The 24605-nt window shown below is 73.0% G+C and carries 15 protein-coding genes; 12 read left to right on the forward strand and 3 right to left on the reverse strand.

The window, feature by feature from the left end; translation table 11 throughout:
• Window positions 1-118: 118 nt before the first annotated feature.
• The 5 genes from ACH4K1_RS07865 (at window position 119) to ACH4K1_RS07885 (ending at window position 8950) form a co-directional block, all read left to right on the forward strand.
• Window positions 119-2227, forward strand: a complete 2109-nt coding sequence (locus tag ACH4K1_RS07865; RefSeq protein ID WP_398087626.1) for a phosphocholine-specific phospholipase C — start codon at window positions 119-121, stop codon at window positions 2225-2227.
• 207 nt (window positions 2228-2434) lie between these two features.
• The gene (locus ACH4K1_RS07870; protein ID WP_398087628.1) at window positions 2435-4675 is read left to right on the forward strand and encodes an MMPL family transporter; all 2241 of its coding nucleotides are present in this window, start codon (window positions 2435-2437) and stop codon (window positions 4673-4675) included.
• A complete protein-coding gene (locus ACH4K1_RS07875) occupies window positions 4653-5234 on the forward strand; it encodes a GNAT family N-acetyltransferase (RefSeq protein ID WP_398087630.1) in 582 nt (193 codons plus the stop codon). The genes ACH4K1_RS07870 and ACH4K1_RS07875 overlap by 23 nt, the downstream gene beginning before the upstream one ends.
• Window positions 5235-5498: 264 nt before the next feature.
• Complete coding sequence (locus ACH4K1_RS07880) at window positions 5499-5675, forward strand: hypothetical protein (protein ID WP_398087632.1); 177 nt, start codon at window positions 5499-5501, stop codon at window positions 5673-5675.
• Window positions 5676-5809: 134 nt separating this feature from the next.
• Window positions 5810-8950 (forward strand): AAA family ATPase, encoded by a 3141-nt coding sequence (locus tag ACH4K1_RS07885; protein WP_398087634.1) that lies wholly within the window; start codon window positions 5810-5812, stop codon window positions 8948-8950.
• Between the two features lie 56 nt (window positions 8951-9006).
• Here ACH4K1_RS07885 and ACH4K1_RS07890 read toward each other — a convergent pair whose 3' ends face one another.
• The 3 genes from ACH4K1_RS07890 to ACH4K1_RS07900 form a co-directional block, all read right to left on the reverse strand.
• Window positions 9007-9318 (reverse strand): DUF6191 domain-containing protein, encoded by a 312-nt coding sequence (locus ACH4K1_RS07890; protein ID WP_398087636.1) that lies wholly within the window; start codon window positions 9316-9318, stop codon window positions 9007-9009.
• A gap of 38 nt (window positions 9319-9356) precedes the next feature.
• The gene (locus tag ACH4K1_RS07895; protein WP_398087637.1) at window positions 9357-10568 is read right to left on the reverse strand and encodes a PQQ-dependent sugar dehydrogenase; all 1212 of its coding nucleotides are present in this window, start codon (window positions 10566-10568) and stop codon (window positions 9357-9359) included.
• A 183-nt stretch (window positions 10569-10751) separates the two neighbouring features.
• The gene (locus ACH4K1_RS07900) at window positions 10752-11708 is read right to left on the reverse strand and encodes an aldo/keto reductase (RefSeq protein ID WP_228990251.1); all 957 of its coding nucleotides are present in this window, start codon (window positions 11706-11708) and stop codon (window positions 10752-10754) included.
• A 163-nt stretch (window positions 11709-11871) separates the two neighbouring features.
• Between ACH4K1_RS07900 and ACH4K1_RS07905 the strand changes: the two genes are divergently transcribed.
• The 7 genes from ACH4K1_RS07905 (at window position 11872) to ACH4K1_RS07935 (ending at window position 24506) form a co-directional block, all read left to right on the forward strand.
• Window positions 11872-12819, forward strand: coding sequence for a 2-hydroxyacid dehydrogenase (locus ACH4K1_RS07905; protein ID WP_398087638.1), 948 nt, complete (start codon window positions 11872-11874; stop codon window positions 12817-12819).
• Window positions 12820-13228: 409 nt separating this feature from the next.
• Window positions 13229-16054, forward strand: a complete 2826-nt coding sequence (locus ACH4K1_RS07910) for a putative bifunctional diguanylate cyclase/phosphodiesterase (protein WP_398087639.1) — start codon at window positions 13229-13231, stop codon at window positions 16052-16054.
• Window positions 16055-16279: 225 nt separating this feature from the next.
• On the forward strand, window positions 16280-18130 hold the full coding sequence (locus tag ACH4K1_RS07915; RefSeq protein WP_398087640.1) for an acetolactate synthase large subunit: 1851 nt from the start codon (window positions 16280-16282) through the stop codon (window positions 18128-18130).
• Between the two features lie 23 nt (window positions 18131-18153).
• Complete coding sequence (ilvN, locus tag ACH4K1_RS07920; protein WP_073771744.1) at window positions 18154-18681, forward strand: acetolactate synthase small subunit; 528 nt, start codon at window positions 18154-18156, stop codon at window positions 18679-18681.
• Window positions 18682-18798: 117 nt separating this feature from the next.
• A complete protein-coding gene (gene ilvC / locus ACH4K1_RS07925; protein ID WP_228990023.1) occupies window positions 18799-19800 on the forward strand; it encodes a ketol-acid reductoisomerase in 1002 nt (333 codons plus the stop codon).
• A gap of 294 nt (window positions 19801-20094) precedes the next feature.
• Window positions 20095-21687, forward strand: a complete 1593-nt coding sequence (serA, locus tag ACH4K1_RS07930; RefSeq protein ID WP_398087642.1) for a phosphoglycerate dehydrogenase — start codon at window positions 20095-20097, stop codon at window positions 21685-21687.
• 284 nt (window positions 21688-21971) lie between these two features.
• Window positions 21972-24506, forward strand: coding sequence for a Tox-REase-5 domain-containing protein (locus tag ACH4K1_RS07935; protein ID WP_398087643.1), 2535 nt, complete (start codon window positions 21972-21974; stop codon window positions 24504-24506).
• The last annotated feature ends 99 nt before the right edge of the window (window positions 24507-24605 follow it).

A 24605-nucleotide genomic window follows, 5' to 3' on the forward strand; every position in this document is an offset into this window, starting at 1 on the left:
CCGGTTGGACTTCTCGTCCGACCTCTTGGACGTTCACCACCGGGCCGTACGCAGTCCTTCCCGAAGCCACCTGGCGTGGCTAGCTTCCCGGCTGTAACCACCGGACCAGGAGGCTCCTTTGACCACGGACATGTCACGGCGACGGCTCTTCGCGCTGGGCGGCGGCGCGCTCGGCGCCGCTGCGGCCGGATCGTTCCTGCCGCCCTCGCTCCAGGCCGCCATCGCCGCGCAGCCCGCGCACGCGGGGTCCGGGGGAGGAGGCCTCGACTCGATCAAGCACGTGGTGATCCTCATGCAGGAGAACCGTTCCTTCGACCACTACTTCGGCACCCTGCGCGGCGTACGCGGTTTCGGCGACCGCAACGCCGTGGAGCTGCCCACCGGCGGGACGGTGTTCGAGCAGCCCGGTGCGGCCGGCGCCGCCGTGCTGCCCTTCCCGGTGCGCGAGGCGGCCGAGAAGCAGAAGAAGGACCTCCAGTACATCGGCGCCCTCGACCACTCCTGGAACGGCGGGGCGAAAGCCTGGGGCGGCGGCTGGATGAACGGCTGGATCAGCGCCAAGACCGCGGCCACCATGGCGTACTACGACCGCCGCGACATCCCGCTCCACTACGAGCTGGCCGACACCTTCACCGTCTGCGACGCCTACCACTCCTCGATCCACACCTCCACCAGCCCCAACCGCAACCACCTGTGGAGCGGGAAGACCGGCTTCGAGCCGAACGGGAAGCGGGCCGTCGGCAACGACGCGTACAACGAGGGCACCCACCCCGGCTACGACTGGTCCACCTACGCCGAGCGACTGGAGGACGCCGGGCGCAGCTGGCGGACGTACACCGAGTGGGAGAACTTCACCGACAACCAGATCGAGTTCTTCGCCACCTTCAAGGCGATCGCCCGCAAGGCGCTGGCCAGGACCGGCGGCCACACCTACATGGAGTCCTTCTACGCGAAGGTCCGCGGTGCGTCCGAGGCCGAGCGCACCCGGCTCCTCGGCCTGCTGGACGAGGGCGTCGCCACGCTCGACCGGCGCGAGCGGTCCCTGTTCGAGCGGGGGCTGCGCCGGGTTCCCACCGGCTCCCTGGCCGACGAGTTCGCCAAGGACGTGGCCGCCGGGACGCTCCCGGAGGTCTCCTACCTGGTCCCCTCGGCCATCGACTCCGAACACCCGAGCGTCTCCTCGCCCGTGCACAGCGCCACCATCGTCTACAAGATCCTCGACGCGCTCGGCAGCCACCCCGACGTGTGGCGGCACACCGCCGTGCTGATCAACTACGACGAGAACGACGGCTTCTTCGACCACGTCCCGCCGCCCGTCGCGCCCCCCGAGGTGACCGACGAGCAGTGGGGCGGCCGCCCGACCGGGCTCGGCATCCGGGTGCCGATGCTGGTCGTCTCGCCGTGGACCGTGGGCGGCTACGTCTGCTCCGAGGTCTTCGACCACACCTCCGTCATCCGCTTCCTGGAGCGCTGGACCGGGGTGGAGGAGCCCAACATCGGCCAGTGGCGGCGCCGCGTCACCGGCGACCTCACCTCCGCCTTCGACTTCACCCGGGCCCGCCGGCAGCCCGCCGTCGAGCAGCCGGCCGCCATCCCGCCGCTCAGCGGGCGCTGGCAGCCCCAGCCGCCCGCCGTCCAGCACCTGCCCGAGCAGGAGCCCGGCGTACGCCCGGCGCGCCCGCTGCCCTACCAGCCGGACGCGCAGGCGCGCAGGACGGACGGCGGAGTGCGCGTGGAGCTGGCCAACACCGGCCGGTCCTCGGCGCACTTCGCGCTGTACCCCTACACGGGCGAGTTCCCCGCCCCGCAGCACCAGGACGTCCGGGGCCGCGCGCACTGGACCGTGCCGGTGAGCGGGGACGCGTACCGCTTCACGGTCACCGGGCCGAACGGCTTCCGGCGCGAATTCGCCGGACCGGCCGACGGGGGAGCGGAGGTCGCCAGCCGCATCGACCCCCGCGACCGCGACCTCCACCTCACCCTGCGCAACACCGGCCGCCGGACCCTGACCTTCCTGGTGCGGCCGCTCGGCTACGTGGACGAGGACGACGTACGGGACTGGACCCGCCGCGTCACGGTGAAGCCGGGCCGCAGCCGGTCGCTGGTGCACTCGGCGGCCGACGCCCACGGCTGGTACGACCTCGAGGTCACGGCCGAGGGGGAGGACGGCTTCCGGCGGCGGCTCATGGGCCACATCGAGAACGGCCGCGCCAGCGTCTCCGGCTGACCCCGCCGTTCCGGCCCGGCCCGCCGACGGGTCGCAGGGCCCGATCCGTCCCGTATAAGGGGCAGATCAGGCCCTGTGACCATGGCCACGAAACGGACAAAGGATCATCTATTGCTGTCAGAGTGGCGTTCTCAGGTCATGAGACGTTTACGGGCAGATCACATTATCTGCGGGTAAAGGTCCACGAACCCGCAGGGAGCTCGTCCGTTGGCTGCCATCGCCCGCTGGTGCATCAGGCACCGTCTCGTCGCCGTCCTCATCTGGCTCGCCGCCCTCGGCGGTGCCGCGGCCGCCGCGGGGTTGGCGGGTTCCGCGTACTCCAACGACTACGAGGTCCCCGGCGCCGAGTCCGGCCGGGCCGCCGAACTCCTCACGCGCGGCTTCACCGACCTCGGCGGCGACACCGCCACCGTGGTCTGGCACACCGCCGACTCCACCGTCCGGGCCGCCGACGTCGAACAGACCATGAGCCGCACGCTCCACGCGATCGAGGAGCTGCCCGGCGTCGGTGCGGTGACGAGCCCCTACGGGGCCCCGGACACCGGCCAGATCAGCGAGGACGGCCACACCGCCTACGCCGCGGTCACCTTCGACCGCCCCGCCGACGAGATACCCGCGGCCCAGGCCCAGGCCCTCGTCGACACCGCGAAGGCCGCCGAGGGCGACGGGCTCCACGTCGAACTGGGCGGCGCCGTCGTCGCCCTCACCGAAGCGCCCTCCGTCCACCTCACCGAGGGCATCGGCGTCGTCGTCGCCGCCGTCGTCCTCTTCCTCGCCTTCGGCTCGCTCGCCGCCAGCCTGCTGCCCATCGCCACCGCCCTGGTCTCCGTCGGCACCGCCTACGCGGGCATCGTGCTGCTCGGCCACCTGATGACCGTGGCCGACTTCGCCCCGATGCTCGGCATGCTCATCGGGCTCGGCGTGGGCATCGACTACGCCCTGTTCATCGTCACCCGGCACCGCAGAGGGCTCCGGCGCGGCATGTCCGTGCCCGAAGCGGCCCGGAACGCCGTCGCGACCACCGGCCGCGCCGTCGTCTTCGCCGGAGCCACCGTCTGCATCGCCCTGCTCGGCATGCTCGTCCTGCGGCTCGGCTTCCTCAACGGCGTCGCCATCGCCGCCTCGCTCACCGTCGTCCTCACCGTGCTGGCCTCGGTCACCCTGCTGCCCGCACTGCTCTCCCTCATCGGGATGCGGGCGCTCAGCCGCCGCGAGCGCCGGCAGCTCGCCGAACACGGGCCCCGGCCCGAGGTGCCCACCGGCTTCGCCGCCCGCTGGTCCGCCTTCGTCGAGCGCCACCCCAAACTGCTCGGCGCCATCGCCGCCGTCGTCATGGCGGTCCTCGCCCTGCCCGCCCTCGGCCTCCACCTCGGCACCTCCGACCAGGGCAACAACCCGGCCACCGCCACCACCCGGCAGGCGTACGACCTCCTCGCGGACGGTTTCGGGCCCGGCGTCAACGGGCCCCTCACCATCGCCGCCCGGCTCGACGGGGCGGACGACCGGCTCGCGCTGAACTCGCTGCCCGAGAAGCTGCGGACCACCGAGGGCGTCGCCTCCGTCAGCCCGGTCACCTACAACGGCTCCGGCGACACCGCCTTCCTCACCGTCGTCCCCGACTCCTCCCCGCAGTCGCAGGACACCAGCGAGCTGGTCGACCGCATCCGGGACGACGTCCTGCCGCCGGTGAAGGCCGACACCTCGCTGGAGGCCCACGTCGGCGGGGTCACGGCGAGCTACGACGACTTCGCCGAGATCATCGTCGGCAAGCTGCCCCTCTTCGTCGGGGTCGTCATCGCCCTCGGCTGCCTCCTGCTGCTCCTGGCCTTCCGCTCCATCGGCATCCCCCTCAAGGCCGCCGTGATGAACGTGGCCGCCGTCGCCTCCTCCTTCGGCGTCGTCGTCGCCGTCTTCCAGTGGGGCTGGGGCAGCGAACTGCTCGGCCTCGGCAGCGCCGGACCCATCGAGCCCTTCCTCCCCGTGATCATGGTCTCGGTCCTCTTCGGCCTCTCCATGGACTACCAGGTCTTCCTGGTGGGCCGGATGTACGAGGAGTGGCTGGAGACCGGCGACAACCGGCGGTCCGTCCGGGTCGGCCTCGCCGAGACCGGCAGGGTCATCAACTCCGCCGCCGTGATCATGATCTCCGTCTTCCTCGCCTTCGTGCTCAGCGGCGACCGGGTCATCGCCATGTTCGGCATCGCGCTGGCCACCGCCGTCGCCCTGGACGCCTTCGTCCTGCGCACCCTGCTGGTGCCCGCCCTCATGCACATGCTCGGCGGGGCGAACTGGTGGCTGCCGGGCTGGCTGGAGAAGCGGCTGCCGCGGATCAGCATCGAACCGCCCGACCGCGTACCGCTCCGTGCGAAGATCCCGGGGGTGCGCGCCCCGGAGGAGGGCGTCGCGCGGTCCGAGGAGGAGCACGATGTTCGCCATATCGCTGGGTGACGACCGGGCGGAACTGCGCCCGCTGGAAGTCTGGCAGGACGAGGAGTTCCTGGCCCACATGGACCGGGCCCGCGAGCTGGTCGACCCCTGGATCCCCTTCGCCTCCTTCGCCACCGACCGGGAGTCGGCCCGCGGGCTGCTCCAGCGGTACGCGGAGAAGCAGGCGACGGACACCGGGCGGCTGTACGGCATCTGGCTGGAGGACGTCCTCGTCGGCGGCGTCCTCTTCCGGATCTTCGACACGGCGTCCGGCACCTGCGAGATCGGCGTGTGGCTGGAGCCCGCGGCCCAGGGCCGGGGCCTGATCACCCGCGCCGCCGAGCGCCTGATCGACTGGGCGGTGTACGAGCGCGGCATGCACCGCGTCGAGTGGGACGCCTCCGCCGCGAACACGAAGTCGATCGCGGTGGCGAAGCGGCTCGGCATGACCCGCGACGGGGTGATCCGGCAGAACTACCTCTACCGGGGCGTCCGCCACGACACCGAGGTCTGGTCCGTCCTCGCCCCGGAGTGGAAGGCGCGGCGCGACGCCGGAGCGGACGCCCCGGCCGCCGGCTGACCCGGCCCCGGAGCTCCCGCCGCCCCAGGGCTCCCTACGGCACGGAATCCGGGATTCCCCGGCCGCCCGCGCTCCGGCCCCGGAACCGTCCTGAACGACGGGACGCGCCCTAAGGCCCCCGCCCCCGCGAAGATGCGGAACTCGCCCGATGCGGCGCCCCCTCCCGGCGGACGACAGTGGACCCACAGCGGAGACAGGGCCCCGGCCGACCGGCCGGGCCGCCCCACCGGCCCGCTGCCGCCGTCGACGACCAGGGAGAACCCCGTGTACGAGTACGAGATCTACCGCACCGCCTCCGCCGAGCTGATCCGCCGGGCCGACGCCGAGCGCGAGCTCGGCCGGGCCCGCACCGCCCGCCGGGCCGCCCGCCGCTCCGGACGCCGTGAACCGGAGGGGCGGGTGAGGGAGGACGACCGCGCGCGCTTCGCCCCGGCCGCCTGACCGTGGCCGGGCGCGGGACGGCCCCCGCACCCGGCCCCGCCGACGCCCCCTTCGCACCGGGCGCGGCGGGGCCCTCGGCCGCGGCCCCCGGGACGCCCGGTGGGAGCCGCGTGGCGGCGGCAGCAGGGGAGAGCATGATCACCGTGCGCGAAAAAGTTCCCGCCGCCTCGTACGCGTATGCGATGCTCGGCGGCGTGGAGACCAGGTCAGTCAGCCCCGAGTTCATCGGACGCGCCGAGGAACTCGCCTCGCTCACCGAGGCCCTGGGGCGGGCCGCGTCCGGCGACCCGCAGGCCCTGCTGATCGGCGGCGAGGCGGGCGTCGGCAAGACCCGGCTGGTCGAGCAGTTCGTCACCACCGCCGAGCGGCGCGACGCGGTGGTCGCGGTCGGTTCCTGCGTCGAGATCGGCGCCGACGGACTGCCGTTCGCCCCCTTCCCGACCGCCCTGCGCGCCCTGCGGCGGGCCCTGCCCGAGGAGATGGCCGCCGCCTGCGCCGGCCAGGAGGGCGAGCTGGCCCGCCTGCTGCCCGAACTCGGCGAGGCCCACCGGGACGCCACCGACGAGCACAGCATCGCCCGCCTCTTCGAACTCACCGCCCGCCTGCTGGAACGGATCTCCGCCGACCGGCCGGTCGTCCTCGTCCTGGAGGACCTGCACTGGGCGGACGCCTCCACCCGGCACCTCCTCGCCTACCTCTTCCGCACCCTGGGCGCCGGCCGCCTCATGGTCGTCGGCACCTACCGCGCCGACGACCTCCACCGCCGCCATCCGCTGCGCCCCCTCCTCGCCGAGCTGGACCGGCTGCGCACCGTCACCCGCGTCGAACTCGACCGCTTCAGCCACGACGAGGTCGGCCGCCAGCTCGCCGGCATCCTCGCGCAGACCCCGCAGGCCGCACTCGTCGACGAGATCTTCGAACGCTCCGACGGCAACGCCTTCTTCGTCGAGGAGCTGGCCCGCTCCCTGGAGTGCTGCGGCGACGCCTCCGGGCTGACCGAATCCCTCCGCGACCTCCTGCTCGTCCGGGTGGAGGCGCTGCCCGAACACGCCCAGCGGATCGCCCGGATCGTCGCCGAGGGCGGCTCCTTCGTCGAACACGAGCTGCTGGCCGCCGTCGCCGGGCTGGGCGAGGTCGAACTCGACGAGGCGCTGCGCGCGGCCGTCGGCGCCAACCTCCTGCAACCCGCCTCCGACAACGACGGCTACCGCTTCCGCCACTCCCTGGTCCGTGAGGCCGTCAGCGACGACCTGCTGCCCGGCGAGCGCACCCGCGTCAACCGCCGGTACGCCGAGGCCCTGGAGGCCGACCCCTCCCTCGTCCGGGACGACGAACGCGCCACCCGCCTCGCCAGCTACTGGTACGCCGCCCACGACGCCGCCAAGGCCCTGCCCGCCGTCCTGCGGGCCGCCGTCGAGGCCCGCCGCCGCTACGCCTACTCCGAACAACTTCGGCTGCTGGAGCGGGCGATGGAGCTCTGGGACGACGTCCCCGACGCGGTGCTCGCCACCCTGCGCCCCTTCGACTACGCGGAGGTCTACCCGGCCTCCGGCTGCGACCCGGAGAACACCCCGCTGCGCTACCTGGACGTGATGGCCGAGGCCACCGTCGCCGCCCACTTCGGCGGCGACCGCAAGCGCGCCCTGGCCATCTCCAAGAAGGCGATGCGGGTCCTGGCCTCCGAGGCCGACCCGCTGCGCGAGGCGTGGTTCTGGGTGCAGCGCGCCCGCCTGGTCCAAGGGCTCGACAAGGGCGACGGCTGGCAGGAGCTGGCCACCGCGCAGGAGCTGGTGCGCGGGCTGCCGCCGTCCCCCGTGCTCGCCGACGTCCTGACCAATGTGGCCAGTTGGCGGGCGCTGCACCAGCCGGGCCCGCAGGCGCTCGCCGACAGCGACCGCGCGGTGGAGTACGCCCGGCTCGTCGGCGACGAGTACATCGAGCTGCACGCCCGCCTCACCCGGGGCTGGCTCACCGCGGACGCGGGCGGTGTCGAGGACGGCCTCGCCGAGATGTACGCGGTCCGGGACCGTGCCGAGAAGCTGCACCTGATGAACCTCCTCGGCCGGGTCAGCGTCAACCTGCCCTCCTCGCTCGAGGCGATGGGCCGTTCGCTGGAGGCCGTCGCCGCCGCCGACCACGGCATCGAGATCTGCCACAGCCACGGCCTGGCCGACTCCGGGGCCTGGGTCTACGCCAACCAGGCCCAGTCCCTCTTCTCCCTCGGCCACTGGTCCCAGAGCGAGGCCGCCGCCGCGTCCGCCGCCCGCCTGGCACTGGCCCCCAAGGCGAAGGGGCTCGCCGCCCTCCGCCGTACCGAGCTGGCCGTCGCGCGCGGGGACCTGGCCGAGGGGGAGGAGCTGCTGGCCCTGGCCCGGGCCCGCTTCGGCCAGCGCGATCCGCAGCCCCAGCACCTGCTCGCCCCGGTCCGGCACACCATGCTGCTGGCCGCCTCGCAGGGCAGGCTCGCCGAGGCGCGGGCCGCGTTCGAGGAGCTGGCCCGGCACGGCTTCCCGCCCGGCACCCAGCGCTACGCCCTGCCGCTGCTCCAGACCGCCGCCATGATCGAGGCGGACGCCCGCGGGCTGCCCGCCGCCGAACCGGGCCGCCCGGAGCTGCTCGCGCTGATCCGCCGGTGCGGGAAGAACCTCCCGACGCTCGTCCCCGTCTGGGCGGCCCACGGCCTCTTCATCGACGCGGAGCTGGCCCGCGCGGAGGGCGCGGACACCCCCGGACACTGGGCGCGCGCCGCCGAGGCCTTCGCCCCGCTGAGCCGCCCGTACGAACTGGCCCAGATCCACCGCCGCTGGGCGGAGTCCCTGCTCATCGCCCCCGGCGACCGGTCCACCGCCACCGCCCTGCTCCACCGCGCGCTGGAGACCGCCCGCCGCCTCGGCGCGCGCCCCCTGGCCGAGGCGGTCGAACAGCTCGCCGCCCGGGCCCGCATCACGCTCGACGGAGCGGCCCCGGCGTTCCGCACCGACCCGGCCGTCCACCCGGCCGTCCTGACCGGCGGAGACGGCCCCGGGCGGGCACGGCCGGACGAGGAGGACCCGGCGATCGCCGCCGTGGCGTCCTTCGGACTGACCCCGCGCGAGCAGGACGTGCACCGGCTGGTCGCGGCGGGCCACACCAACCGCCGGATCGCGGAGGAGCTGTTCATCTCGCCGAAGACCGCGAGCGTGCACGTCTCCAACATCCTGGCCAAGCTCGGCGTCTCCAGCCGGGGCGAGGCCGCCGCGCTCGCCCACCGCCTGAGGCTCTACCCGACGCCGTAGGAGCGGGGGCGGGCCGGCGTCCCGCTCCGGCCCCTATGCCCCGGGGGCCTCCGGTCCTACGCCCCGGGGCCCTCCGGCTCACCGTCCTGGCGCTCCGGTGCACCCTCCCGCGCGGGCGTGCCCTTCGGAGGCCCGGGGGCCGCGGCGTCCCGGGCCGGTCCGGCGCCCTTCCGCGCGGGTGCGGCGTCCCGTCCCGCCGCGTCGTCCCGGGCCGGGGCGCGGACGGTCACCTTCCCCGAGCCAAGGTCTATCGGCCCGCGGTGCGGATCCCCGACGCCGAGGTCCACCCGGCTCAGCGCCAGCCGCTTCCGCTCGTCCGAGGTATGCCTGCGCCCCGGGGCGAACAGCTCCTCGAAGAAATTGAACACGGGCCGTGCTCCCTCCGACATGCCGCGCGGACGGCCGGCTACTCCACCTCCACCCGGAGGACTCTGTCGTCCCCGGTCTTCGGCGTGCCCCGTCCGTCCGTGTTGCTGGTGACCAGCCACAGGCGGTCGCCCCCCGCACTCACCACGGTGCGCAGGCGGCCGTGCTCCTCCTCCAGGAACGGCTGGGGGGCCGCATAAGGTTCCTTCGCCCGGTCGCCGGAGAGCGGAATCCGCCACAGCCGCTCGCCGCGCAGCCCGGCCATCCAGATCGACCCCTTGGCGTACGCGATCCCGCTGGGGGACGCCTCCGAGGTCTTCCACTGCGCCACCGGGTCGATGAACCCGGCCTCGCCCTTCTTGCCCTCGGCCTCGGGCCAGCCGTAGTTCCCGCCGGGCTCGATCAGGTTCAGCTCGTCCCAGGTGTCCTGCCCGAACTCGGCGGCCCACAGCCGTTTGTCCGCGTCCCAGGCCAGGCCCTGCACATTGCGGTGGCCGTACGAGTACACCACCGAGTCCGCCTCCGGATTGCCGTGCACCGGCTCGCCGTCCGGGGTCATCCGCAGGATCTTGCCCGCCAGCGACTCCTTGTCCTGGGCCAGCCCGGTGTCCCCGGTCTCGCCCGTGCCCGCGTACAGCATCTTGTCCGGCCCGAAGGCGATCCGGCCGCCGTTGTGGACGCCGCCCTTGGGGATACCGCGCAGCACGGTGTCCGGAGCCCCGAGCTGCCGCCCCTGCGGGCGCTTCTCGTCATAGCTCATCCGTACGATCCGGTTGTCGGACGCGGTGGTGACGTAGGCGTACACCAACTGGTCCGCGCCGAAGGTGGAGGCGACGGCGAGCCCCAGCAGCCCGCCCTCGCCGGACGACGACACCCCGGGCACCGAACCCAGCAGCGTCCGCTTCCCGCTCCCGCCGTCGATCCGGTGGACCGTGCCCTCGTCGCGCGAGGAGACCAGCAGGTCGCCGCCGGGCAGCGCGGCCAGCCCCCAGGGCGACGCCAGCTTCTCCGTCAGCGTCGCCACGACCTTCGCCGAACCCTTCGCCGGCGGCAGGTCGGCCGACCGGCTCGGGGAGGCCGGGGGAGCGGAGCCCCCCGAGGCCGTCGGGGAGCCCGCGGGCTGCCCGGACGAACTCCCGCCCCCGTCGCCGGAACACGCGGCGGTCAGCAGCAGGGCGGCCGACGCCAGCGCGGCCACCACCCCTCTGCGCACGGCCGGGGACTGCACAGGTCCGAACAGAGCACCACGCACGGAACCGATCCTTTCGACGGTTGCCCGACTACCCGCTCCCGCACCGTGTACGTACCGCGCACCCGGCCCGGGAGCTCCCGATCCGCCCATTCTCCCGCCGTACCGGCCGCGGCGCCCCGGACGACGGGGACCGGCCGCGCCACCCCCGCAGGGGAGGGGACCGGCGCCCCCGCGCCCACCCCCTCAGTCCCACGACTCACGGGCGGCGGGCAGCGCGTCGATCTCCGCCAGGTCCCGGCCCTCCAGGGCCACGCGGGCCGCCCCGGCGTTCTCCACCGCCCACTGCTCCCGCTTCGCCCCCGGCACCGGCACCACGTGCGGGCCCTGGCGCAGCACCCAGGCCAGCGCCACCTGGGCCACGGTCGCCCCGCGGCGCTCGGCGACCCGCCGCAGACCGGCCACCACCGGCTGGTTCGCCGCCATCACCTCCGCCGTGAACCGGGGGTGCCGGGCCCGCAGGTCCTCCGGCTCGAACCCCTGGCCCGGCTTCAGCGTTCCGGTCAGGTACCCGCTGCCCAGCGGCATCGCGGCCAGCAGCCCCACCCCGCGCGCCACGCACCACGGCAGCAGCTCGGCCAGCGCTTCGCGCGACCACACCGACAACTCCGCCTGGACGGCGCTGACCGGAAAGATCTGCTGGATCCGCTCCAACTGACGGACCGTTCCCTCATGCGGGCCCGCGCCCGACCGGCGCGGCGCCCGGGCCCCCACCGCGCACAGCCCGAGCGAGCGCACCTTGCCCGCCGCGACCAGCTCCGCCATCGCGCCCCAGGTCTCCTCCACCGGCACCTCGGGGTCGGCCCGGTGGAGCTGGTACAGATCGATCACATCGGTCTGGAGCCGTCGCAGCGAGGCGTCGCAGGCCCGCCGGACGTACCCCGGGCGGCCGTTGGCGACGATGTGCCCGTCGCCCACCAGCAGCCCGCACTTGGTGGAGACGAACGCCTCGTCGCGGCGGCCCTTCAACGCCCGCCCCACCAGCAGCTCATTGGTGAACGGACCGTACATGTCGGCGGTGTCGAGCAGCCGGACGCCCGCGTCCAGCGCCGCGTGCACCGTCCGCACCGAACGGTCGCCGAGCTGCTGCGACGCGCTGTAACCCCAGCTCATCGGCATGCACCCCAGACCGACCGCGCCCACGGCAAGCCCCGCCGCCCCGATAGTCCTGCGCTCCAACTCCCCGAACCCTTCCTCGTATGCGGTCACGGGGCCGTACCGCGACCCAAAAGTAACCTCTGGCCTCCCCGGCCCTCCGCGCAGCCGTCCTGGAGCGTCCGCACCTCTGTCGCATAGCCTCCTGACCATGACTGCGACGAAACCCGCTGTGTGGCTGCCCTTCCCGGCCGAAGAGATCGACGGGCTCCCCGACGGCCTCGACTACCGCTACTGGGACGGCGAACCGGACTACCCCGGGGACCCCGCCGACTGCGCCTACTACGTCGTGCCCTACATGAAGGGCCCCGAGGTCGCGGTGCGCCCGCTCGCGAAGATGGGCTCCGTCCAGGTGGTGCAGACGCTCTCCGCCGGCATCGACCACGTGGAGCCCGGCCTCGACCTGCTGCCGGCCGGGGTGCGGCTCTGCAACGCCAAGGGGGTCCACGAGGCGTCCACCGCCGAACTGGCGCTCGCCCTGGTCCTCGCCTCCCTGCGCGGGCTCCCCGGGTTCGTCCACGGCCAGGACGAGGAGGAGTGGCGGTCCGGTTTCTACCCGGCGCTCGCCGACAAGTCCGTCCTCATCGTCGGCTACGGCTCCATCGGCTCGGCCATCGAGGACCGGCTCGCCCCGTTCGAGTGCGCGCGGGTGACGCGCGTCGCACGCTCCGCACGTGCCTCCGCACGCGGCCCCGTACAGGCGATCGACCAACTGCCCGCCCTGCTCCCCGCGTCCGACGTCGTGATCCTCTCCACCCCGCTGAACGCGTCCACGCGCGGCCTGGTGGACGCCGGCTTCCTCGCCGCGATGCCCGACGGCGCCCTCCTGGTCAACGTCGCACGCGGCGCAGTCGTCGACACCGGAGCCCTGCTGGCCGAACTGGAATCCGGACGCCTGCGTGCGGCACTCGACGTGACCGACCCGGAACCCCTGCCCGCCGGCCATCCTCTCTGGCATGCTCCTCATGTCTTGATCACGCCTCATGTGGGCGGCAGCACCTCCGCGTTCGAACCGCGCGCCAAGCGGCTCCTGGCCGCACAGCTCACCCGGTTCGCCGCCGGGGAGCCGGTGGACAACGTCGTCCGCACCACCGGCTGAACCCTCCCGGACAGCCACGCTACGGGGCGGTCCGGATGCGCACAGTACCGCTCACCTCGCCTTTCGTCACTGAGCGTAGAGAAGCTATGGCCCTGCGTGACCGACCTGGTGTATCGTCCGATCCGGGGGGCTGCGCTGTGAAAGGGACGGCGCGGGGGGAGCACCGGAACGCGAGGGGGCGACGGGCGATGTGCTGGCCATGGAGAGACGATCCGACGTGGACGAGCGAGCGGCTGAGGCCGTCCGCGCCGACGGAGCGCGGCGCCCGCCGATGGCCGGATCCCTGCCCCGGGCGGGGAGCGCCGAAGCGCCTGCGCCCGGCCCGCGACGGGCGGTTCCGCGGCGGTGCGGACGAGAGCCGGGCGCCGGGGGCCGACTGCCCGGCCGGCCCGGGCCGGGGAGCCCTCCGGTGAGCGCGCTGGGGGCCCCGCTCTCCCCGGGACCCGCCGGCTCCTCCGGGATGCGGTCCCGGGTCCTGCTCGGCCTCGTCTGCGCGGGGTATTCGGTGGGCGCCGCCGCGGGCTGGGGCTCGCCCCGCGTCGCCGTCTTCATGGGGGACTTCGGCCTCGCCGCCGCCGCGCTGGTCGCCGCCGTCTCCTGCTTCCTGTACGCGCGGGCGGTCGGCGGCCGGCTCCGGCCCGCCTGGCTGCTGTTCTCGCTCTCCTCCCTCATGGCGGCCTGCGGCAACGCCGTCTGGGGCTGGTACGAGGTGGTCCTCGGCGTCCCCGTGCCCGCCCCTTCCCTCGCCGACGTCTTCTTCCTCTGCTTCGCGCCGCCCGCCATCATCGGCCTGCTGGTGCTCGCCAAGCGCCCCGTTACCCGGGCCGGCTGGATCTGCCTGGGGCTGGACGCCTGGTTGATCGGCGGCTCCCTGCTGACGCTCGCCTGGAGCCTCGCCCTCGCCCACGCCCACGCCACGCAGCTGGCGGGCGTGCAGGACCCCGACGTGGCGCCCGCCGCCCTCGCGCTGGCCTACCCCCTGCTCGACATCGTGCTCGTCTCGATGGTGCTCGCCCTGCACTTCCGCCGCTCCGGGGTGAACCGCTCGGCGGTGAACACCGCCATCGCGGCCCTCGCCCTCACCGTCCTGAGCGACGCGGTGTTCACCTCGCCGCTGCTCCGCTCCACCTACCACTCGGGCCAACTCCTCGACGCCGGGTGGTTCGCCGGGTCGCTGCTCCTCGCCTACGCCCCCTGGGGCGCCCGGCGGGCGCACCGCCCGCCCCCCCGGCCCGATCCGCCGCGGGCCGTCGCCAGCCGGCCGATCGCCGGTTCGCTGGCCGCCCTGACCCCGTATCTCGCCGCCGCCGTCTGCACGCTGGGCATCCTGTACAACGTGGTCGACGGCCGGCGGGTGGACCGGGTCGTCATCTTCACCGCCTGCACCGTCGTCCTGGCGCTGGTCGTCCGGCAGGGCATCATGCTCCTCGACAACATCTCCCTCACCCAGGAACTGGCCCAGAAGGAGAACCACTTCCGCTCCCTGGTGCAGGGTTCCAGCGACGTCATCATGATCGCCGCGCCCGACGGCACCCTGCGCTACGTCAGCCCCGCGGCCGCCGGGGTCTACGGACGGGACGCGGAGGACCTCGTCGGCTCCGAGCTGTCCTCGCTCATCCATCCCGACGACCTCGGCCGGTTCGTCCACGAGGTGCGGCGCTTCCTCGCCGCCCCGCCGCACGAGGAGCCCACCACCCGCATCGAGTGCCGCTTCCGCTCGGGCACGGGCGACTGGCTCCACGTCGAGTCCACCGTCAACCGCCACCAGGGCGGCCTCCTGCTCAACAGCCGGGACGTCACCGAACGGGTCCGACTCCAGGCGCAGTTGCAGCACAACGCCGAACACGATCCGCTCACCGACCTGCCCAACCGGGCCCTGTTCACCGCCCGGGTCCGCCAGGCGCTCGGCGGCCGGCGGGCGAGCGACCCGGGCACCGCCGTCCTCTTCATCGACCTCGACGGCTTCAAGCAGGTCAACGACACCATCGGCCACCAGGCGGGCGACGAACTGCTCATCCAGGCCGGACGACGGCTCCAGGACTCCGTCCGGGCGGGCGACACCGCCGCCCGGCTCGGCGGCGACGAGTTCGCCGCGCTCATCCTCGGGGACGGCACCCGCGACCAGGGCGCCCGGGAGTACCAGGTCCACGAGATCGCCGAGCGGCTGCGCCTCACCCTCTCCCAGCCCTACCGGATCGGCTCCCACGAGGTCCGGGTGGCCGCCTCCATCGGGGTGGCCTTCGCGGAGCCCGCCATCAGCCCCACCGACCTCATGCGCAACGCCGACCTCGCGATGTACCGCGCCAAGGCCGGCGGCAAGGACCGGGTCGAGCTGTACGCCCCGCAGATGCAGGCCGACGTCGTACGCCGCACGGAGCTGGCCACCCGGTTGCGCTCCGCCCTGCGCGACGGCGAGTTCGCCCTGCTCCACCAGCCCGTCGTCCACCTCGCCAGCGGCTCCGTCGCCGCCGTCGCCGCCCAGGCCCGCTGGCGCTCCGCCCAGGGCATCCTGTTCACTCCCGCCGAGTTCCTGCGGGTCTCCGGCGACGACGACCGCACCGCCGAGCTCGGCCGCTGGCTCCTGGAGGAGGCGGTGGCCCAGGCCGCCGAGCGGACCAGGGCGGGCCATCCCGTCGCCGTCTCCGTCCGGCTCTCCGCCGCCCGGCTGCTGGAGGCCGGCCCGCCCTTCGGCTCGGTCGAGGCGCTGCTGACCCGCCACGGGCTGCCCTCGGGCGCGTTGATGATCGAGGTGGCCGACAGCGACCCCCGGGTCTCCTTCGACGCCCTGGAACAGCGCCTCGTGGCCCTGCGCCGGCTCGGCGTGCGGATCGCGCTCGACGGCTTCGGCAGCGGCTACGCGGCGATCAACGCGCTGCGCCGGCTCCCCATCGACGTCCTGAAGCTCGACCGGAACCTGGTGGAGGGCGTGGTCGAGTCGGCCAGGCTGCACAAGATCACCAGCGGCCTGCTGCGGATCGCCTGCGACCTCGGTCTCCAGTCCGTCGCGGACGGCGTCGACGTTCCCGAGCAGGTGCTCGCGCTGCGCGCCATGGGGTGCACCCACGGCCAGGGGATGGCCTTCTCCGGCCCGCTCGACGAGTACCGGCTGCGACGCGCCCTGGTCCGGGGGGAGTTCCCCGTACCGGGCGTCCCGGCCCCCCGGCCCGTGATGGCGGGCGGCTCGATCCCGCTGCTCGCCGGATCACATACTGAGACGCCCGTCCCACCCACTTGACACGTCATGCGTGCCGGAGAGAGGGTCAATGCCATGCGCACCCGAATTCTCGTACTTGGAAAGCGCGTCGGCTGAAGCAGAGTCACTCCGGTGACACTCTGCGGACCGCACCCGGCGCGCTCCCCTCGCTTGCCTCACGGCACGAGGGGTTTTTTGTTGCATTGACGCCTCTCAAAACGCCGCAAAACACCCGCGAAAACCCTCAGCTCCGAGAAGAGAACGCAGATGACCGAGCAGGCCACCGGGGCCCACCACCCGCAGCCGCGCGCCCGTACCGGCGGACAGCCCTCCGCCACCGTTGAGCACGTCACGGGCGCGCAGTCCCTCATCCGCTCGCTCGAGGAAGTCGGCGCCGACACCGTGTTCGGCCTCCCCGGCGGCTGCATTCTTCCCGCCTACGACCCGCTGATGGACTCCACCCGGGTCCGCCACATCCTGGTCCGCCACGAGCAGGGCGCCGGCCACGCGGCCACCGGCTACGCGCAGGCCACCGGCAAGGTCGGCGTCTGCATGGTCACCTCGGGCCCCGGCGCCACCAACCTGGTCACCCCGATCGCCGACGCCGCCATGGACTCGGTGCCGATGGTCGCGATCACCGGCCAGGTCGCCTCCTCCGCCATCGGCACCGACGCCTTCCAGGAAGCCGACATCTGCGGCATCACGATGCCGATCACGAAGCACAACTTCCTGGTCACCCGCGCCGAGGACATCGCGCACACCATCGCCGAGGCGTTCCACATCGCCTCCACCGGCCGCCCCGGACCGGTCCTCGTCGACATCGCCAAGGACGCGCTGCAGGCGCGGACGACCTTCAGCTGGCCGCCCACGATGGACCTGCCCGGCTACCGCCCCGTGACCAAGCCGCACGCCAAGCAGATCCGCGAGGCCGCCAAGCTGATCACCCAGTCCAAGCGCCCCGTGCTGTACGTCGGCGGCGGCGTCCTGAAGGCCGGGGCCACCGCCGAGCTGAAGGTCCTCGCGGAGCTGACCGGAGCGCCGGTCACCACCACCCTGATGGCGCTCGGCGCCTTCCCCGACAGCCACCCGCTGCACGTGGGGATGCCGGGCATGCACGGTTCGGTCACCGCCGTCACCGCGCTGCAGAAGGCCGACCTGATCGTCGCCCTGGGAGCCCGCTTCGACGACCGCGTCACCGGCAAGCTGGACAGCTTCGCCCCGTACGCCAAGATCGTCCACGCCGACATCGACCCCGCCGAGATCGGCAAGAACCGCACCGCCGACGTCCCGATCGTCGGCGACGCCCGCGAGGTCCTGGCCGACCTGGTCCAGGCCGTCCAGGCCGAGCACACCGAGGGCAACACCGGTGACTACAGCGCCTGGTGGAAGGACCTCAACCGCTGGCGCGAGACCTACCCGCTCGGCTACGACCTGCCCGACGACGGCAGCCTCTCCCCGCAGCAGGTCATCCAGCGCATCGGCGAGCTCGCCCCCGAGGGCACGATCTTCACCGCCGGCGTCGGCCAGCACCAGATGTGGGCCGCCCACTTCATCGACTACGAGCAGCCCGCCACCTGGCTCAACAGCGGCGGCGCCGGGACGATGGGGTACGCGGTCCCGGCCGCGATGGGCGCCAAGGCCGGTGCGCCCGACCGCACCGTCTGGGCCATCGACGGCGACGGCTGCTTCCAGATGACCAACCAGGAACTGACCACCTGCGCGCTCAACAACATCCCGATCAAGGTCGCCGTCATCAACAACGGCGCCCTCGGGATGGTCCGCCAGTGGCAGACCCTCTTCTACAACCAGCGCTACTCCAACACCGTGCTGCACTCCGGCCCTGACGCGGACGGCACCCCCGCCAGGGGCACCCGCGTCCCGGACTTCGTCAAGCTGTCCGAGGCCATGGGCTGCTACTCCATCCGCTGCGAGGACCCGGCCGACCTGGACAAGGTCATCGAAGAGGCCAACTCCGTCAACGACCGCCCCGTCGTGATCGACTTCATCGTCCACGAGGACGCCATGGTCTGGCCGATGGTCGCCGCCGGCACCTCCAACGACGAGGTCCAGGCCGCACGCGGCGTCCGCCCCGACTTCGGCGACAACGAAGACGACTGAGAGACAGAGAGAGAACGACTCCCATGGCCGAAAAGCACACACTCTCCGTCCTGGTCGAGAACAAGCCCGGTGTCCTCGCCCGGATCACCGCCCTGTTCTCCCGACGCGGCTTCAACATCGACTCGCTCGCGGTCGGTACCACCGAGCACCCCGACATCTCCCGCATCACCATCGTCGTGAATGTCGAGGGCCTGCCCCTGGAGCAGGTGACCAAGCAGCTCAACAAGCTGGTCAACGTCCTGAAGATCGTCGAACTCGAGCCCTCCGCCGCGATCCAGCGGGAGCTCGTCCTGGTGAAGGTCCGCGCCGACAGCGAGACCCGCTCCCAGATCGTCGAGATCGTCCAGCTGTTCCGCGCCAAGACCGTCGACGTCTCCCCGGAGGCCGTCACGATCGAGGCGACCGGAGGGGCCGACAAGCTGGAGGCGATGCTCAAGATGCTGGAGCAGTACGGCATCAAGGAGCTCGTCCAGTCCGGCACCATCGCCATAGGGCGCGGCGCGCGCTCGATCACCGACCGGTCCCTGCGCGCCCTCGACCGCTCGGCCTGAGCGGACGCGCCCCGGGCGGAGCCGCCGGCTCCGCTCGCATGGCGAGACCCGACAACGCACACGACGCACCCCGCCGTACGGTGGGACGCAACACCTGCACACCAAGGAGAAGACCCAGTGGCCGAGCTGTTCTACGACGACGATGCCGACCTGTCCATTATCCAGGGCCGCAAGGTCGCGGTTCTCGGATACGGCAGCCAGGGCCACGCCCACGCGCTGTCGCTCCGCGACTCCGGCGTCGACGTCCGCGTCGGTCTGCACGAGGGCTCGAAGTCCAAGGCCAAGGCCGAGGAGCAGGGCCTGCGCGTGGTGACCCCCTCCGAGGCGGCCGCCGAGGCCGACGTCATCATGATCCTCGTCCCGGACCCGATCCAGGCCCAGGTCTACGAGGAGTCCGTCAAGGACAACCTCAAGGACGGCGACGCGCTGTTCTTCGGCCACGGCCTGAACATCCGCTTCGGCTTCATCAAGCCGCCGGCCAACGTCGACGTCTGCATGGTCGCCCCCAAGGGCCCCGGCCACCTGGTCCGCCGCCAGTACGAGGAGGGCCGCGGCGTCCCCTGCATCGTGGCCGTCGAGCAGGACGCCTCGGGCAAGGGCCTGGAGCTGGCCCTCTCGTACGCCAAGGGCATCGGCGGCACCCGCGCCGGCGTCATCAAGACGACCTTCACCGAGGAGACCGAGACCGACCTCTTCGGTGAGCAGGCCGTCCTCTGCGGTGGCACCGCCGCCCTGGTCAAGGCCGGTTTCGAGACGCTGACCGAGGCCGGCTACCAGCCGGAGATCGCGTACTTCGAGTGCCTGCACGAGCTGAAGCTCATCGTCGACCTCATGTACGAGGGCGGCCTGGAGAAGATGCGCTGGTCCATCTCCGAGACCGCCGAGTGGGGCGACTACGTCACCGGCCCCCGCATCATCACCGACGCCACCAAGGCCGAGATGAAGAAGGTCCTCGCCGAGATCCAGGACGGCACCTTCGCCAAGAACTGGATGGCCGAGTACCACAACGGCCTGCCCAAGTACAACGAGTACAAGAAGGCGGACGGCGACCACCTGCTGGAGACCACCGGCCGTGAGCTGCGCAAGCTCATGAGCTGGGTGAACGACGAAGAGGCGTAGCCCTCGGGGGAGCGGGGCGGGTCCTGGTCACGGGGCCCGCCCCGCTTCGTACCACCGGAGGAGTCGCTCCGTACGGGGGCGCCGGAGGGGCCGCTCCGTACGGGTGTACACGACGTCCACCCTCGTGCGGGTGATCCTTCCACCGGGGCGCAGTACACAGCCCGTCGCATGACTACACTTCTGAACACATACACGCGTCAGGGCCCACAGTGTCGTGCGTCTACCACGCGGCTAGCCCCTCCACCGCCTGCGGCCGTCGGGACGGCCGTCCGCACTGGACTTGTGAGGACTCACGTGAGCTCGAAACCTGTCGTACTCATCGCTGAAGAGCTGTCGCCCGCCACCGTCGACGCCCTGGGTCCGGATTTCGAGATCCGGCACTGCAACGGCGCCGACCGCGCCGAACTGCTCCCCGCCATCGCCGACGTCGACGCCATCCTGGTGCGCTCCGCGACCAAGGTGGACGCCGAGGCGATCGCCGCCGCCAGGAAGCTCCGGGTCGTGGCCCGCGCGGGCGTCGGTCTGGACAACGTCGACGTCTCCGCCGCCACCAAGGCCGGCGTGATGGTCGTCAACGCCCCGACCTCCAACATCGTCACCGCCGCCGAGCTGGCCTGCGGCCTGCTGGTGGCCACCGCGCGCAACATCCCGCAGGCCAACACCGCCCTCAAGAACGGCGAGTGGAAGCGCTCCAAGTACACCGGGGTCGAGCTCAGCGAGAAGGTGCTCGGCGTCGTCGGCCTCGGCCGCATCGGCGTCCTGGTCGCCCAGCGCATGTCGGCCTTCGGCATGAAGATCGTCGCCTACGACCCCTACGTGCAGCCGGCCCGCGCCGCGCAGATGGGCGTCAAGCTCCTCAGCCTGGACGAGCTGCTGGAGGTGGCCGACTTCATCACCGTGCACCTGCCCAAGACGCCGGAGACGCTGGGTCTGATCGGTGACGAGGCGCTGCACAAGGTGAAGCCCTCGGTGCGCATCGTCAACGCCGCCCGCGGCGGCATCGTCGACGAGGAGGCGCTGGCCTCCGCGCTCAAGGAGGGCCGCGTCGCCGGCGCCGGCCTCGACGTGTACACGAAGGAGCCCTGCACGGACTCCCCGCTGTTCCAGTTCGACCAGGTCGTCTGCACCCCGCACCTCGGGGCCTCCACGGACGAGGCGCAGGAGAAGGCGGGCATCGCGGTCGCCAAGTCCGTCCGCCTCGCGCTCGCCGGCGAGCTGGTCCCGGACGCGGTCAACGTCCAGGGCGGCGTCATCGCGGAGGACGTGCGTCCCGGTCTGCCGCTGGCGGAGAAGCTCGGCCGGATCTTCACCGCGCTCGCGGGCGAGGTCGCGGCCCGGCTCGACGTCGAGGTGTACGGCGAGATCACCCAGCACGACGTCAAGGTGCTGGAACTGTCCGCGCTCAAGGGCGTCTTCGAGGACGTCGTCGACGAGACCGTCAGCTACGTCAACGCCCCGCTGTTCGCGCAGGAGCGCGGTGTCGAGGTCCGTCTCACCACCAGCTCCGAGTCGCCCGACCACCGCAACGTGGTCACCGTGCGCGGCACGCTCGCCGACGGTCAGGAGGTCGCGGTCTCCGGCACGCTGGCGGGCCCGAAGCACCTCCAGAAGATCGTCGCCATCGGTGAGCACGACGTCGATCTGGCGCTGGCCGACCACATGGTCGTCCTGCGCTACCAGGACCGTCCCGGTGTGGTGGGCGCGGTCGGCAAGATCCTCGGTGAGGCCGGGCTGAACATCGCGGGCATGCAGGTCTCGCGTGCCGCGGAGGGCGGCGAGGCGCTGGTCGTCCTCACCGTGGACGAGACGGTCCCGCAGCCGGTGCTGACCGAGATCGCGGACGAGATCGGCGCCTCCTCGGCCCGCTCGGTGGACCTCACCGACTGACCTCGCCCGCCAGGCGCACGGACAGCTGCACGACCCCGCTCCGTACCCGGTGGCAGGCCCGCTCGTTCCGCACGAGTGGTCCCGCCACCGGGTACGTCGCGTCGGGGGCGCGTGACCGGTGCCCGGGGCCGGTGTCGGGGGCGCGTGACCGGCGTCCGGGGCGGGTGGCAGAACCGTCCGTATGGGCCCGGGGTTGGGTCCGGGGGCCCACGACGTGAGCGGCCCGCGACCCTAGGGTGACCGGTTGTCATGTCACTCATGGGCGCCCCGGGGGTCGGTCACGTATGTCTGCTGTCGGTGGCATACCCGTAGCGGGGGGCCCGGCCCCGGCCGCCGCCCCGCGGCGTGAACTCCCGGGCCCGCTCGTCCTGGTGCGCGTCCTGCTCCTCGTGCTGTTCGGCGCGACGGTCCTGGGGGCGGTCGGCCTGTCCGGCTCCGCCATCGCGGTGGGGGCGATGGGCGCCGAGGTGCTCGGCATCCTGCTGTACGCCTCCGCGCCCGGGGTGCTCGCGGTGCTCCTGGCCCGGCATGTGCGCACGGGCGGCCCCCGGGTGCGGTGGGGTGTGGTGGCCGTCCAGGTGTGGCTGGTCCTCGGCGGCCTCGCCAACGTGGGCGAGGGGTCGCCGGACGGGTTCACCCAGCTGGTCCTGCCGATCCTGATCCTCGTCCTGATCAACCGCGCGGGCAGCCGGGCGTGGTTCCGGCTGCCGGCCGCCGAGCGCGGGCAGCCGCCGAGGTTCTCGCTCCCGCACATGATCACCTGGAAGCGGGACCGGGGGCAGACCGCCCTGGAGTACCTGGGCCTGGTCCTGATCGTCGTGGCGCTGATCGCCGCCCTGACCGTGGGCGGCCTCGGCGGCCGGATCACCGAGGGCCTCCAGTCCGCGATCTGCTCGCTGACCGGCAGCTCCTGCCCGGTCTCCCCGGGCGGCTCCGTCGAGGCGGGCGAAGGCCCGGACGGCAGCACGGACGGCAGCACGGACGGCGCCACGGGCGGCGGCGAAGCGGACGGGGGCACGGACGGCGGTACGTCGGGCAGTGCGGACGGTGGTACGTCGGGCAGTGCTGACGGGGGCGCCGACGGAGGGACGACGACCACGGGCGGCACCACGGGCGGCGCGGCGACGGGCGGCTCGGAGGGGACCGGCGGAAGCGGGAGTCCGGGCGGCAGCGAAGGAGCGGGCGGAACCCAGGGTTCGGGCGGCGCCGGAGGGACCGGGGGCTCCGGAGGTACGGGCGGGGCCGGGGGCCCCGCCGCGTCCGGCGGCACCGGGGGCCCCGACGACCAGGGGCGGCCCGGCACCGGGGAGGACACCTTCCCCGAGGACCACGAGGAGCCCGAGGCCGCCTACGACGCCCAGCCGGTCGACGACGGCGGGGGCGAGGGCGGCGAGAAGGCCGAGGAGCAGGAGGACTGCGGCGGCTGGGGCTTCTTCGGCTGCGCCTGGGACCGGACGACGCAGGTCTTCAAGGGCCTCGTGGTCGACGGGATCTGGGGCGACATCTCCGGGATCATCGACCTGTTCAAGCCGGAGACATGGTCGGGCCTGGTCGACTACGGCAAGCAGCTCGGCGACCAGTGGGTCCAGGACTCCTCCGGCGCGGGCGACAAGTGGGCCGACGGCGACTACCTCGGCGCGCTCCTGGACTGGGGCGGGGCCTCCGTCAACACCGTGATCACGGTCGGCGACGACGTCTTCGTCGGGGACGAGGTCCGCGAGCGCTGGAACAACGGCGAGAAGACCCGGGCCGTCACCGATGTGATCTGGAACGTCGGATCGATCTTCATCCCCGGCTACAACGTCGCGAAGGTCGTCGGCAAGGTCGGGAAACTCGGCAAGCTGGGCAAGATCGCCTCGGAGGTCGCGGAGGCGGCGGGCGACGCCAGCTCCGCCGCCCGCCGGGCCCGCAAGGCCGCGGAGGCCGGCGACCTCGACGGCGTACGGAAGGCGGCGAAGGAGGCCGACGAGGCGGCGGACAGCGCCGAGGACGCGGCGCGCCGGACCGGTTGCGCGATCGCGGGCGGACCGCCGAGAGTGCCGTACGGACCGGGCGGCGGCCCCGGCGGCGGTGGCGTGCCGGGCTCGGGAACCGGTGTGCTGGCGGGCAGCTCCCCGGGCCGGGTCGTCCTCGCCGAGGGCGGCTGCGACGAGACGGCCAAGAAGGCGGCCGAAGAGGCGCGGGCGGCGGAGCGGCAGGCGCACCTGGAGCAGAAGCGGCTGGAGGAGCCGGAGCGGGCGCGGAAGGCGGCGGCGGACAAGAAGCAGTACCCGGAGCCGCAGCGCAACGACACCTCCGACCCCCGCAACTACAACCCGCCGTCCTGGGCCGACGACCTCAAGGACCGCACCCTCGGCGACGCGGACGCGGGCGACGGCTACTGGGCGAGCCGGGACCGTAACCCCGCGCCCAACTGGAAGAACGAGTCCTGGCTCCGCTACCAGGAGCAGATCACGGGGACGAACCGGGGCCAGGAGTACGTCGTACCGCACCCGCGGGAGGGCAAGCCGGCCGTGGAGTACGACGGTTGGGACTCCTCCCGGCAGACGTACCTGGAGGCCAAGAACGGTTACGGCAGCTATCTGTCCAAGACCGACAAGGGCACGCTCACCCCCTCGGGGAAGGACAAGTTCGTCACCGAGGCCCGTGCGCAGGTGGAGGCGTCCGGCGGCCGGACCGTGGAGTGGCACTTCTCCGACCCGGAGGTGGCCAAGGCGGCACGCAAGGCGTTCCGTGACGAAGGGCTGCCGATCAAGGTGGTGCACAGCCCGACGAAGCCCAATGACAGCACCCGGAAACCGGAGGCGTTCGACGAGTAGGCGCTGCCCCGGTGGGGACGGCGCGCCGAGTAGCCTGCAACGCGGGGCGATCCCGGCCGCCGAGCGGCCGGGGGAGCCGTACGCGGACCGGTCGGGCGA

This window comes from Streptomyces sp. NPDC017448 (assembly GCF_044330565.1).
GTDB lineage: Bacteria > Actinomycetota > Actinomycetes > Streptomycetales > Streptomycetaceae > Streptomyces.